This is a genomic window from Streptomyces sp. MS191, from assembly GCF_008042125.1.
Lineage (GTDB): Bacteria > Actinomycetota > Actinomycetes > Streptomycetales > Streptomycetaceae > Streptomyces.
In genome coordinates this window covers 1-12,327 of the sequence record NZ_RDBI01000056.1, presented here as the reverse complement: position 1 = coordinate 12,327, position 12,327 = coordinate 1, and the positions used below count along the sequence as shown (strand labels likewise).

Here is a 12,327-nt window from a genome sequence, read left to right as displayed (position 1 = left end):
CTCCTGCCGGGGGCGGTCGCGACGACGGTGGGTCTCCTCGGCCTCAGGATCTTCTCCCGGCTCGTCTTCTCGCCGCTGATCGCCTCCAGCGCCGTCACCTCCGGCGCCTCGCCGCCCGTGTCAGCCGGGGGAGTTCGTCGTCGAGCAGCCGGCCCACCAGAGCGCCGCCGAAGACGACGACGCCCACGGCGAGCAGCCAGGACTGGATGACGAGGAAGGCGCCGAAGGGGCCGTAGGTGACGGCGCTGGAGGCGATCAGCGGCGAGAAGACGAGCCGGGAGAAGATCCTGAGGCCGAGGAGACCCACCGTCGTCGCGACCGCCCCCGGCAGGAGCGCGAGCCAGCCGATCCGGCCGCCCAGCAGCCAGCGCTGCGACCACCAGAAGAACAGGGTGCCGCCGAGCGCGGTGCCCACGCCGCGGCCCGGGTTGTCGCGCCAGAGGGTCGTGACGGCGAACAGGTAGAGGACGCCGATGAGCACGGCCAGCCACACCACGTGGCGCCACCGCGACCACCAGCGGTCCGGCGGCAGATCCCAGACCTTCTCGTAGCCGGACTGGACCACCGTGCCGAAGGAGAGACCGAAGACCGCGAGCACGGCGAGACCGAACGCCGTGGTCGTCCGCCAGACCTGGCCCGGCAGGGCGAACAGCCGGGCGATCTCCGCCCGCGCCGGCGCCGAGACCCCCAGCCCGTCCCCGAGCCACTGCGCGAAGCCGCGTCCGCTCTCCGTGTCCGCCGCGGACACCACGATCAGCAGGGGGACGAGGGTGAGGAACCCCAGTGCCGCGAACCCGAGCGAGCGCTGCCAGAGATCGAGTGCGGTCACCCGCCCCCACCGGTGACCGGCCCGCAACCGGCGGATCACGCTGCGTGCCCGCGCGAGCGGAGAAGGCCGTCCGGTGGGGTCGGGGGCCGTCATCGCGCCGGGGGAGGCGCGGCCGCGACGGCCGGCGCCGGCACCCTCGGCACTCCGGCCGCGCTCGGGACGAGCATGGCGCGCTCCGCGGGAAGACGCTGGTGCCTCCACCGTAGGGCCGCCCGGCGGCCCGGGCCAGCGCGAGCCGCGGCCACGGGCCGGTCCGCCGCGCCGCCTCCCCACGGGCCGATTCCGCTCCCGCCGGGTGGGGGAGCGCCGCAGCGGGTAGGGGAAGTCATGGAGGTTTCGATGTCGTGACCCGCGCGGACTGGTTTCTGGAACGCGGCGAACGCGGCAACCCCGCGACGCGCCTGGACGAGCGCCGCCCCGGCGGAACGGCCTGGTCCGAGGGGAACCTCGTCCGGCCGCTCGTGCACGGTGCCGCGTACTTCGCGGAACTGCTCGCGGCCGTGCGCGGCATGCGCGGCGGTGATCTGCTCCTCTTCACCGACTGGCGCGGCGACCCGGACGAGCAGCTCGCGGGTCCCGGCACCGAGATCGGCCCGGTCCTCTGCCGGGCGGCCCGGCGCGGGGTCGTCGTCAAGGGCCTGCTGTGGCGCTCCCACCTGGACAGCCTCCAGTACAGCGAGAAGGAGAACCGGCACTTCGGCGAGGAGCTCGCGCGGGCCGGCGGCGAGTGCCTGCTCGACATGCGGGTACGCCCGGGCGGATCCCATCACCAGAAGATGGTCGTCCTGCGCCACCCCGGCCGACCGGAGCGAGACGTCGCGTACGTCGGAGGCATCGACCTCTGCCACAACCGCCGCGACGACGCCGGGCACCGGGGCGACCCGCAGTCGCTGCCCATGGCCGCCGCGTACGGGCCGAGGCCCCCGTGGCACGACGTCCAGCTCGCCGTGCGCGGGCCGGCCGTCGGCGACATCGAGGCCGTCTTCCGTGAACGCTGGGAGGATCCGTCGCCGCTCAGCCGCAGCCCGCTCCTCCGCCTGCGCGAGCGGGCGCACCGGGAGGACACGGAGGCCGACGAGCTGCCGCCCCAGTCGGCCGATCCGGCACGCTGCGGCCCGCACGCCGTCCAGGTGCTCCGCACCTATCCGAACCGGCTGCTGCGCGGCTACCCCTTCGCCCCGGACGGCGAGCGCAGCATCGCGCGCGGCTACCTCAAGGCGCTGCGACGGGCTCGGGCGCTGATCTACGTCGAGGACCAGTACCTCTGGTCGCCCCGGGTGGTGGCCGCGTTCGCCGACGCGCTGCGGGCCTGTCCCGGGCTGCGGCTGATCGCCGTCGTCCCCGCCGTACCGGAACAGGACGGCCGGCTGACCCTGCCCATGAACCTGATCGGACGGATCGAGGCCCTGGACGCGCTGCGCCGCGCGGGCGGCGACCGGGTCGCCGTGTACGCGATCGAGAACCCCGTGGGCACGCCGGTGTACGTCCACGCGAAGGTGTGCGTGATCGACGACGTGTGGGCCTCCGTCGGCTCCGACAACGTCAACCTCCGCTCCTGGACGCACGATTCGGAGCTCGGCTGCGCCGTGCTCGACGTACGCAGGGACCCGCGCGAGCCCCTCGACCCGGCCGGTCTCGGCGACGGCGCGCGGCCCTTCGCCCGGGAGCTCCGGCTGGAGCTCATGCGCGAGCACCTGGACGACCGCAGCGCGGGCGGGCGGGTCCCGGAGTCCGACGCCCTCGCCGATCCGGTGGCCGCCTTCGCCGCCTTCGAGAAGACCGCGGCGGCGCTCGACGCCTGGTACGCGAGCGGCGGAAACGGTCCGAGGCCGTCGGGCCGGCTGCGCCGGTACGTCCCTCCGGAACTCTCCCCCGCGCAGCGGGCCGTCGCGATCCCGTTGCACCGGCTCTTCGTCGACCCGGACGGGCGGCCGCTGCGGCTGCGCCGCCGGAACACCTTCTGAGCCGCGTGAAGCCTCCGTGTGACGACCGGGGGCGTGCCTCGGCACATCGGGGGTAGCCGCAACCCCACGAACAGACCAACGGACTTGGGGGGATCGATGGGCGTACACATCAGACGCCGCCTGGCCGCCGGCGCGGCGGTCGGTGGCGGTACGGGCACCGGGACGTCACGTGCGAAGGCGGCGAAGCCGGCCCCGGCCAAGGAGGGGAGGTCCTTCCGGCTCGGTCGGCGGAAGCCCCGCGCCGAGGAGGCGAAGCCGGCGCCGCCCGAGAAGGGGAGGTCCTTCCGGCTCGGTCGGCGGAAGCCCCGCGCCGAGGAGGCGAAGCCGGCGCGGAGGGGGCCGAGCCCTGTCATCCGGATCGGCGTGACGGTGCTGGCCCTGGCGGGCATGGTGGCCTTCGCGGTCGTCCTCGCGCGCCTCACCCTGCAGCCGTCGCCGGCCTCGGAGGTGCTCACCCACACCAACCTGCAACCCGGCGACTCGATCCGCAACTACCTCTCGCAGCCCGCGTTCCGCGACACGGTCAAGCAGCTCGGCGGCAACATCCTGCTGGGGGTGCCGTTCGGACTCCTGCTCCCGGTGGTGTCCCCGTACACCCGGGGCTTCCTCCGTGTCGGACTGCTGACGGTGGCGACGATGCTGGTGGTCGAGCTGGTCCAGGGGGCGCTCATCACGGGGCGCGCCTTCGACGTCGACGACGTCGTGCTCAACACCTTCGGGGCGCTGCTGGGGTACGCCCTCGTCGGGCGCAGGCTCGGCCGGGCGGTACACCCGCCGCGGCGGCGGCACTGGTGGTCCTCCCGCCGTACCTGACGCGGCCGGGGGCCCGCCCGGCCGTGCACCTGTGCGAGGGTGGGCCCCGTGACCACGAGTGAGAAGCCCGATCGTCTCGTCCTCGGCTGCATGGGCCTGGGCGGTGCCTGGGACACGAGCCCCTACACGGCCGCCGACGTCGACGCCGCGGAGGCGGCCGTCGAGGCCGCCCTCGACAGCGGCATCACCGCCTTCGACCACGCCGACATCTACCGGCACGGCAAGGCGGAGGCGGTCTTCGGAGAGGTCCTGGCCCGATCGGCCGGCCTCCGCGACCGGATCACCCTGCAGACCAAGTGCGGCATCCGGCTGGCCGACGGCGACCGGCCCGGGCTCTACGACCTGCGCGGGCCCACCATCGAGCGGAAGGTCGAGGAGAGCCTCACCCGGCTCCGCACCGATGTGCTGGACGTACTCCTCCTGCACCGTCCCGACCCGCTCGCCGACCCGGCCGAGATCGGCGAGGCCCTGACCTCGCTGCACCGCCAGGGTCTGGTCCGCCGCTTCGGCGTCTCCAACATGAACGCCGCGCAGATCGCCCGGCTCCAGGCGCACGTCGCGCTGCCGCTGGTGGTCGACCAGCTGGAGATGAGCCTGCACCGCAGGGCGTGGCTGGAGGACGGGGTGCTCGTGAACACCCCCGAGTCGGCCGCCAACGGCTTCCCGGCGGGCACCGTCGAGCACTGCCTGACGCACGGGATCTCCCTCCAGGCGTGGGGGCCCCTCGCCCAGGGGCGCTACACGGGCCGGCCGGAGACCCCCGACGAGCACGCCACCGCCGCGCTCGTGAGCTCGCTCGCCGAGGCGAAGGGCACCACGCCGGAGACGATCGTGCTCTGGTGGCTCCGTCGGCATCCCGCCCGCGTCGTCCCCGTCATCGGTTCGTCGAACCCCGGGCGGATCCGCGCCTGCCGGGACGCGGCGACCGGCGAGCCCGACCTGACCCACGAGGAGTGGTACACGCTGTGGGTGACCGCCCGCGGCGCGGCCCTTCCGTGATCCGCCGGGCACCCCGCCCGGCGGGTCCGCGAGGAAAAGCCCCGACCGGGTGGGTGTGAGACACCGGAACCGGGGCAGCAGCCCGTCATCCCCCCACGGGACACCGAGAGAGAACGGCCTCACCAACCCCCTTCTGGTGAGGCCGTTCCGGTGGTGCGGGACGGACGGAGAGCCCACCCGGCCTCGGCCACGGTTCCCAACTCTCCCTGAGCGGACGGGTGATGGGCGTCTGCCGGTACGCTTCGGCGTGATCACGGCCTCGCCGGCCGCCGCCGTCGTCGTCGCCGTCGGCCCGGCCGAGGCACAGTCCGGCCGGCCCCGGGGGCGAGACATCCCCGGGGACACCGCGCCCCGTCCGGCGCGCCCGGCCCCGTCCTGGGGGAGGACCCGTCCATGACCCGGTCCCGAAGCGTTCTCGTCATCGGCGGGGGAACCGCCGGATGCGCACTCGCCGTGCTGCTGGCCCGGGCGGGCATCGCCGTCGACCTCGTCGAACGGAGCCCCGACGGGAACGCCGGCCGCGGATCCGGCATCACCCTGCAGGGCAACGCGCTGCGCGTGCTCGACGCGATCGGGGTGTGGGACCGCGTACGGGCCCGGGGCGCCGCCTCGGACGGGGTCACCATCGTGGCGCCGGACGGCACGCCCCTCGTCACCCAGGACGACCTGCGGACCGGCGGAGACGATCTGCCCGCCGCTCTCGGCATGCGGCGCCCCGTGCTCCAGGGCATCCTCACGGACGCCGTCCTCGCGGCGGGCGCGCGCTTCCGGCCGGGCCGCATCCTGACCCATCTCGCCCAGGACTCCCGGGGCGCGCAGGTCCGCTTCGACGACGGCACCTCCGGCCGGTACGACCTCGTCGTCGCCGCCGACGGCGTCCACTCCGCGACCCGGGCCCTGATCGGCATCCCGGAGACGCCCCGGCCCACCGGCATGGCCGTCTGGCGGGCTCCCGCGCCCCGCCCCGAGGGTGTCGACCGCACCCATCTCGCCTTCGGGGGACCGGCGTTCATCGCCGGCTTCTGCCCCACCGGCCCCGACACCGTCTACGCCTACCTGGTCGAGACCGCGCGCGACCGGACCGCCGCGGACCCGGTCTCCCTGGTCCGGGAGATGCGCGACCTCGCCGAGGGGTACGGCGGCCACTGGAAGACCATCACCGCCGCGCTGACGGACACCTCCCCGGTCAACTACGCCTGGTGCACCGAGCACCTGGTGGACGGCCCCTGGCACCGCGGCCGCGTCGTCCTCGTGGGCGACGCCGCCCACTCGTGCCCGCCCACCCTGGCGCAGGGGGCCGCGATGTCCCTGGAGGACTCCCTCGTGCTGGCCGAGCTCCTCACGGAGGGGTCGGCCTGGGACGACAAGCTGCTCGACGCGTACACGGAGCGCCGCCTGCCGCGGGTCCGCTCGGTGGTGGAGGCGTCGGTGCAGATCGGCCGCTGGCAGCTGGACGGCGTCCGGGACGCGGACGTCCCCGGCCTGATGGGGCGGGTCATGGGGGCGCTGCGCGAACGCCCCTGACCGGCGGGCGGTTTCGCGGTCGCGGCGGCGCCGGAAGGGCGGAGTGATCGCCTCCGCCGGGCGGGTTCTTGCATGATGTGCCGCATGAGTCACATAGCCAAGGGCGCCAACTCCTTCGTGCCGACGGTCGCTCTGCGCGTCGCCGTGCGTCAGGGACGTCGCGACGGATCCCCCCTGGTCGACGCCTGCGCGCTGGTCCTGGACGCGAGCGGCACGGCCCGGGGGGACGCCGACCTGGTGTTCCGCGGCAGGCCGGTCCATCCCTCGGGTTCGGTACGGCACCTGGGCGACGCCTCCGACCCGTCCGTGCAGTGGCTGGAACTCGATCTGCCCCGGCTCGGGGCCGCGGCCGACCGCGTCCTGGTCGTGTGCGCGACCGACCGCGGCACGGTCGGCGACGTGGTGGAACCCACCGTGGAGGCGTTCGCGCCGGACGGCGCCGCGGTCGTCCGCTACACCGTCACCGACGCGACGACCGAAACCGCTTTCGTCCTCGGCGAGTTCTACCCCCGTGCGGGCGGCTGGAAGTTCCGTGCCGTGGGTCAGGGGTACGCCTCCGGGCTGGCGGGTCTCGCCGCGGACTTCGGCATCGCCCCGCCGGCCCGGGGGACCGTGCCGGCGGCGGCTCCACCGACGCCGGCTCCCGCGTCCCCGGGCCCCGTTCCGTTCGCGGGCGTCTCCAAGGACGGGGGCCCCGTTCCGTTCGCGGGCGTCTCGAAGGACGGGGGATCCGTTCCGTTCGCCCCGCCGCCCGGGCCCGCCCCGACGGCGACGACGGTCCCGGGGGCGGCTCCCGCAGCCGTTCCGTTCGCCCCGCCGCCCTCCGGCGACGCGTGGACGTTCGGGCCGGTCTTCGAGCCCTGCACCGTCGAGGGAAAGGGAACGCAGGTCGTCACCGCGGACCGCAGCATTCCGCCGGGTCCCGTCCTGGTCGAGATGACACGCGAGTCCGACGGGTACTTCTGCGTCCACTCCCTGGACGAGAGGAACAAGGACGACCAGCTGGTCTTCAACTCCACCCTGCCGGACTTCCGCGGCAGCGCGGCTGTCGATCCCGTCGGAGACCGCCCGGTGCGTCTGCGCGTCCAGGCGCACAGCCGGTGGAGCCTGACCTTCAGACCACTCGCCCATGCCCGCAGGCTCGAGAGCGAGCTGACCGGCCGCGGTCCCGAAGCGCTGCTCTACACGGGGCCGGAGGCGGATCTCAAGGTGCGGTTCCGCGACGAGACCGGCGGCAGCTACTGCCACATGACGGGACACGAGGTCGCCGGCCACTCGACCATCGCCGCCGCCGAGGAGAGCCTCCTGGTCAACGAGGCCGGCAAGCGCCACCGGGTGAGTAGTCCGCTCCCGCGGGGCCCCGTCCTCCTCGTCTTCAGGGCCGCCGAGGGGTCGTGGCGCATGAGGATCCGCGCGGTCTGAGGAGCCGCGCGGGTTCGCGCCCCGCCGATCGCCCCCTTCAGGCGAAGGCGTACGAGCGGAACGCGGCCCGCAGGGCGGCCACCGGGCCCCGCTCACGGGTGAAGTAGAGCTTGTTGGTGAGCAGGACCGCCCAGCGCCGGCGGCCGGGCGCGATCCACATCGCCGTGCCCGTGAAGCCGAAGTGTGCCCACACGTCGGCGGGCCCGCCGGTTCCGAGGTCGGGGTCGGGGTGCCAGAGCAGTCCCCGCGCGGGGGCGAGCCCGCCGGTGTGGACGCGCAGCGAGTCGACGACCCACCCCGAGTCGAACGGGGGAGAGCCGGGGGAGAGCATGAGGGTGAGGAACCGGGCGAGGTCGCCGGCCGGGGCGAAGACCCCGGCTATGCCGCAGGCGCCGCCGAGCAGCCGGGTCGAGAAGTCGTGCACGGTCCCCTTCAGATGGGTGCCCGTCTCGTCGTCGAACTCCGTGGGGGCGCACCGGGCGACGACCTCGGGCGGCAGCGGACCGTAGCGCGTCTCGGTCATGCCGAGGGGGTTCCAGACCCGGGTCGCCGCGAGCTCGGCCAGCGCCCGTCCCGTGAGGTGTTCGGCGAGGTAGCCGAGGACGAGCGCCGCCCGGTCGGTGTAGGCGACGGCCTCGCCCGGCCGGTGGCGCAGGGGTGCGTCGAGCACCCCCGCGCGGACGTCCGCGGGATCGGTGCCGTAGTGGTGGCGGAGGTTCGCCCGCAGAGGCAGACCCGCGGTGTGGGTCAGAAGGTGGTGGGCCGTCGCTTCGCCGAGCGGCCGGCCGGCCGCCTCGGGCCAGAACGCGCCCAGCGGCCGGTGGAGTTCGAGGTGGCCCGACCCGACGAGGACACCGGCGACGGACCAGACCGCGAGGATCTTGGTGAGACTGGCGAGATCGAAGACCGTGTCGGTCCGCATCGGCTCGTGCGGGCGCGCGGGATCGAGGAGACCGGCGGCGCCCTGCGCGAGGATGCCCCCGGCGTCCCCGACGGACCAGACGGCTCCCGGGCTGACCCGTGCGTCCACGGCGTCCCGGACGAGCGATTCGATGCGGTCGGCGCGGAGTCCCATGGCGTCCCCCGGGTGTGCGGTCGGGCGTCCCGAAGGTGCCGGGCTCAGACGGTATGCCCTGACCGGGCCCGAAGGATGCGCCGCCCGCCAGGCCCTCAGGGCCGGAACACCTTCAGTTCCGAGACGGTGTACGACATCTCCGAGGTGTTCCTGTCGGGCGCCGGGTGGTAGCGGCCGGCGCAGACGGACAGGTTCACGATCAGATGGGCCCGCCAACTGCGGCCCACCCCTCGCCGGTCGGCGAAGGCGCGCACGCCGTTGACGCTCCACACCACCGAGCCGGTGCCGAACTCGGTCCGCAGAGTGACCCATTCACCCGGGCGGATCGCCGGATCCCGGTAGTAGAGATGCCCTCCCCGCACATGGTTGGACAGCTCGAGCAGATCCGGGTTGTCCGGGTGGTACTCGAAGACGTCGATCTCCTGCCCGCCGTCCAGCCAGGTCCAGATCGCCGGCCAGGCGCCCAGCTCCGTCGGCAGCTTCACCCGCGCCTCCAGCACGTCGCCGGCGCGCACCATGAACCCCTCGGCGCTGCCCTCCGTCGTCAGCAGGCCTGCGTTCCACTTGCCGTCGGGCCGCCGGGTCGCCCGGAAGACACCCGAGCGGCTGTACGCGGGATCCTCGACGAGATGGTCCAGCTTGTTGTCGCCGGCATTGGTCGGACCGCCGTTCGGGTACGCCCACGAGTGGCCGGCGACCCACTGGGTGGTCGAGCGGAAGTCCGCGGTGAACACCGGTGACGCCGGCGCGGGCGCGCGCGAGGGCGCCGGGACCGTGTCGCGGCCCTGCCCTCTGCGGCGCCGCTTCAGCCGGTCGATGAGGCCTGTGAGCATGGGTGACTCCTTCGGAGGGGCGGTATGGGTGGTCTGGAGCGGTTCTGCCCGTAGCCGCGCCACTCATGCGGAAATGCTCACAGTGTGTCGAGTAGTCGTCACGAAGGAGTAATCGTCATGGGAATGGGGGGTGACGGGCCGCCGCCCGGCTGCGTTCCCCTGGGCTCCCCTCGGCCCGGCGGCGCGGCAGGGCGTCGTCGGGGTGGCGGTCCACCGGCCCGCGGGATCCGTCGGACCGTCACGCCTCGGGGTCCACGGTTGCGCTGTCCGGCGTGCGCCGGCTGGCGGTGCGCGGCCGCGTCGCGCACGCTCGATCCGTCCGGACCGCCGTCCCCGCCCGAGGTGACGACGTCTCACGAAGGGAAGCCAGACCCGTGGCCACTCGCCTCAACCCCTACATCAGCTTCGCCGGCGACGCCCGCCAGGCCGTGGAGTTCTACCAGGAGGTCTTCGGCGGCACCTTGACGCTGAGCACCTACGGCGACGTCTCCCCCGAGCAGGCCGGCGCCGTCGCCGACAAGGTCATGCACAGCATGCTGGAGACGGACGGCGGCCTCACCCTGATGTGCGCCGACAACCCGCCGGGCATGGAGCACAAGCCGGGCAACGACATCGCGGTGAGCCTGAGCGGGGAGGACGCCGGGGAGCTGCGCGGCTACTGGGAGAAGCTCTCCGGCGGGGGCACGGTGGCGGTGCCCCTGGAGAAGCAGATGTGGGGCGACGTCTTCGGCATGTGCACGGACCGCTTCGGCGTCACCTGGATGGTCAACATCAGCGAACGCGGCTGAGCCGGCCGCCGTCCGGCCCGGCGCGGCCGGACGGGACCAGGTGACGTTCCCGTGAGCCCCGCCCCCGCCCTCCGGCGCACCGGAGAGCGGAGGCGGGGCCTCGTGCGTCCGCTCCCGCGCGGCCGTCCTCCCGGGGCGTCGCGCCGGGCCGCCTCCCGCGCCCCGCCCCTCCGGCCGCCCTGTCATGGTGGGCGTCACACACTCTCTCGGATACCCCCCTGGGTATTACTGCTACGGTGGGGAACAGATACCCCCGGGGGTAAAAAATCACGAGGGAGAGTGCAGTGTTCTTTGTCGACACCCTGGAGACCGAGGGGCTGGGCAACCGCAGCTATCTGGCCGGAGGCGGCGGGGCCGCGGTCGTCGTGGACCCGCCCCGGGACATCGACCGCGTGCTCGCCGAGGCCGCCCGCCGCGGTGTGCGCATCGTGGCCGTCGCCGAGACCCACGTGCACAACGACTACGTGACCGGCGGCCTGGAGCTCGCGCGCCTGACCGGGGCGCGCTATCTGGTCCCGGCCGGCGCCGACGTCGCCTACGCGCGGGTGCCGGTGACGGACGGCGACGTCGAGCCGGTCGACGGGCGACTCCGGCTGCGGGCGGTGGCCACCCCCGGGCACACCCCGCACCACACCTCGTACGTCCTGGAGGACGAGGGCCGCGCGGTGGCCGCCTTCACCGGAGGCTCCCTGCTGATCGGCGGCGTGGGACGGCCCGACCTGGTCGAGCCCCGGCTGACCGAGGGCCTCGCACGCGCCCAGCACGCCTCCGCTCACCGCCTGGCCGACGAGCTGGACGACGCGGTCCGCGTGCTGCCCACGCACGGCTTCGGCAGCTTCTGCTCCGCCGGCCGGACCGACCGGACGTCCGGCACCATCGGCACCGAGAAGGCCTCCAACCCCGCCCTCGTGCAGGACGTGGACACCTTCGTCGAGGAACTGCTGGCGGGGCTGGAGGACGTGCCCGCGTACTACGCGCACATGGGCCCGGTCAACGCCGCCGGTCCGGCGCCGGTCGACCTCACCCCGCCGCGGCGCGCCGACGCCGCCGAGATCGAGCGGCGTCTCGCGGCCGGGGAGTGGGTGGTCGACCTGCGGAGCCGCGTCGCCTTCGCGGCCGGCCACGTGGCCGGCTCCGTCAACTTCGAGGTCGACGGCCGGCCGGCCGTCCATCTCGCGTGGATGATCCCGTGGGGCAAGCCCGTGACCCTCCTCGGGGAGAGCGCCGAGCAGATCGCCCGCGCGCAGCGCGAACTGACCCGCGTGGGCATCGACCGTCCGGCCGCCGCGGCCGTAGGCGGGCCGGTCGACTGGCTCGCGGAGGGCGTCGAGCCGGGTTCGTTCCCGCGCGCCGTGTTCGCGGACCTCGCCGCCGCGCGGCGACGAGGCGCGGATCCGGTGGTGCTGGACGTGCGCCGGGACAGCGAGCGCGCGGGCGGCTGGATCGAGGGCAGCGTGCATGTGCCCCTCCACCAGATCCACCGGCGCCTGGCGGAGGTGCCGGACGGCACCGTCTGGGTGCACTGCGCGGGCGGGATGCGCGCGGCCGTCGCCGCCTCCGTGCTGGCCGCCGCCGGCCGGGCGGTGGTGGCCGTCGACGACGGGTACGCCGCGGCGGCCGAGGCCGGTCTCACGCTCGTCACCCCGTCCGGTGACTGACCGCGCGCGGGTGCCCGGCCCGGCACGAGGGGCGCGCCGATGACCGCCCTCGTGCTGGCCCTGATCGCGGGCGGTGTGGTCGGCCTGGCCCTCGGCGCGCTGGGGGCGGGCGGCAGCATCCTCACCGTGCCCGCCCTGGTCCACCTGCTCGGCTTCGCCCCGTTCGCCGCGACCACCGCCGGCCTCGTCGTCGTGATCGGCACCTCTCTCACCGCGCTGCTGGCCCACGCCAGGGCGGGAGCGGTGCGGTGGCGTGCCGGCCTGCTCTTCGCGGCGGCGGGACTGCTGCCGGCCGCCGCGGCCGGCCTCGTGTCGGTGCACCTGCCCGCGCAGTGCACCCAGACGGTGCCGTCCGGCACCTCCGCCAGGCGCCGGTGGATCTGGTGGAGGGGCACATGCACGCTGCCCTCGATCCAGCCGCC

The 12,327-nt window shown here is 74.6% G+C and carries 11 protein-coding genes and 1 pseudogene; 9 read left to right on the top strand and 3 right to left on the bottom strand.

Annotated features, from left to right (window positions below):
- Positions 1-105 (top strand): annotated as a pseudogene (locus EAO71_RS39135) (ribonuclease BN); the annotation flags it as partial.
- Here the strand turns inward: EAO71_RS39135 and EAO71_RS24935 are convergent.
- A complete protein-coding gene (locus tag EAO71_RS24935; RefSeq protein ID WP_147980073.1) occupies positions 95-922 on the bottom strand; it encodes a YihY/virulence factor BrkB family protein in 828 nt (275 codons plus the stop codon). The pseudogene EAO71_RS39135 and the gene EAO71_RS24935 overlap by 11 nt on opposite strands.
- Positions 923-1,173: 251 nt before the next feature.
- Between EAO71_RS24935 and EAO71_RS24930 the strand changes: the two genes are divergently transcribed.
- The 5 genes from EAO71_RS24930 (at position 1,174) to EAO71_RS39740 (ending at position 7,551) form a co-directional block, all read left to right on the top strand.
- Positions 1,174-2,793 carry a phospholipase D family protein gene (locus tag EAO71_RS24930; protein WP_147980072.1) on the top strand — a complete coding sequence of 540 codons (1,620 nt, stop codon included), beginning with the start codon at positions 1,174-1,176 and terminating at the stop codon, positions 2,791-2,793.
- Between the two features lie 96 nt (positions 2,794-2,889).
- On the top strand, positions 2,890-3,606 hold the full coding sequence (locus EAO71_RS39130) for a VanZ family protein (RefSeq protein WP_261992329.1): 717 nt from the start codon (positions 2,890-2,892) through the stop codon (positions 3,604-3,606).
- Positions 3,607-3,654: 48 nt separating this feature from the next.
- On the top strand, positions 3,655-4,605 hold the full coding sequence (locus EAO71_RS24920; protein WP_261992328.1) for an aldo/keto reductase: 951 nt from the start codon (positions 3,655-3,657) through the stop codon (positions 4,603-4,605).
- A 393-nt stretch (positions 4,606-4,998) separates the two neighbouring features.
- Complete coding sequence (locus tag EAO71_RS24915) at positions 4,999-6,129, top strand: FAD-dependent monooxygenase (RefSeq protein WP_147980071.1); 1,131 nt, start codon at positions 4,999-5,001, stop codon at positions 6,127-6,129.
- Between the two features lie 84 nt (positions 6,130-6,213).
- Positions 6,214-7,551 (top strand): TerD family protein, encoded by a 1,338-nt coding sequence (locus EAO71_RS39740; RefSeq protein ID WP_147980070.1) that lies wholly within the window; start codon positions 6,214-6,216, stop codon positions 7,549-7,551.
- Between the two features lie 37 nt (positions 7,552-7,588).
- Here EAO71_RS39740 and EAO71_RS24905 read toward each other — a convergent pair whose 3' ends face one another.
- Together EAO71_RS24905 and EAO71_RS24900 are read right to left on the bottom strand one after the other, a co-directional pair.
- Positions 7,589-8,626, bottom strand: a complete 1,038-nt coding sequence (locus EAO71_RS24905) for a serine hydrolase domain-containing protein (protein WP_147980069.1) — start codon at positions 8,624-8,626, stop codon at positions 7,589-7,591.
- A 95-nt stretch (positions 8,627-8,721) separates the two neighbouring features.
- Entirely contained in the window at positions 8,722-9,459 is a 738-nt protein-coding gene (locus EAO71_RS24900) for a LamG domain-containing protein (RefSeq protein ID WP_147980068.1), read from the bottom strand.
- Between the two features lie 374 nt (positions 9,460-9,833).
- Here EAO71_RS24900 and EAO71_RS24895 point away from each other — a divergent pair, with 374 nt between their 5' ends.
- The 3 genes from EAO71_RS24895 to EAO71_RS24885 all read left to right on the top strand — a co-directional run.
- The gene (locus tag EAO71_RS24895; RefSeq protein ID WP_147980067.1) at positions 9,834-10,247 is read left to right on the top strand and encodes a VOC family protein; all 414 of its coding nucleotides are present in this window, start codon (positions 9,834-9,836) and stop codon (positions 10,245-10,247) included.
- 284 nt (positions 10,248-10,531) lie between these two features.
- Positions 10,532-11,905, top strand: a complete 1,374-nt coding sequence (locus tag EAO71_RS24890; protein ID WP_147980066.1) for an MBL fold metallo-hydrolase — start codon at positions 10,532-10,534, stop codon at positions 11,903-11,905.
- A 39-nt stretch (positions 11,906-11,944) separates the two neighbouring features.
- The coding region (locus EAO71_RS24885; protein ID WP_147980065.1) for a TSUP family transporter at positions 11,945-12,327 on the top strand (383 nt) is incomplete at its 3' end.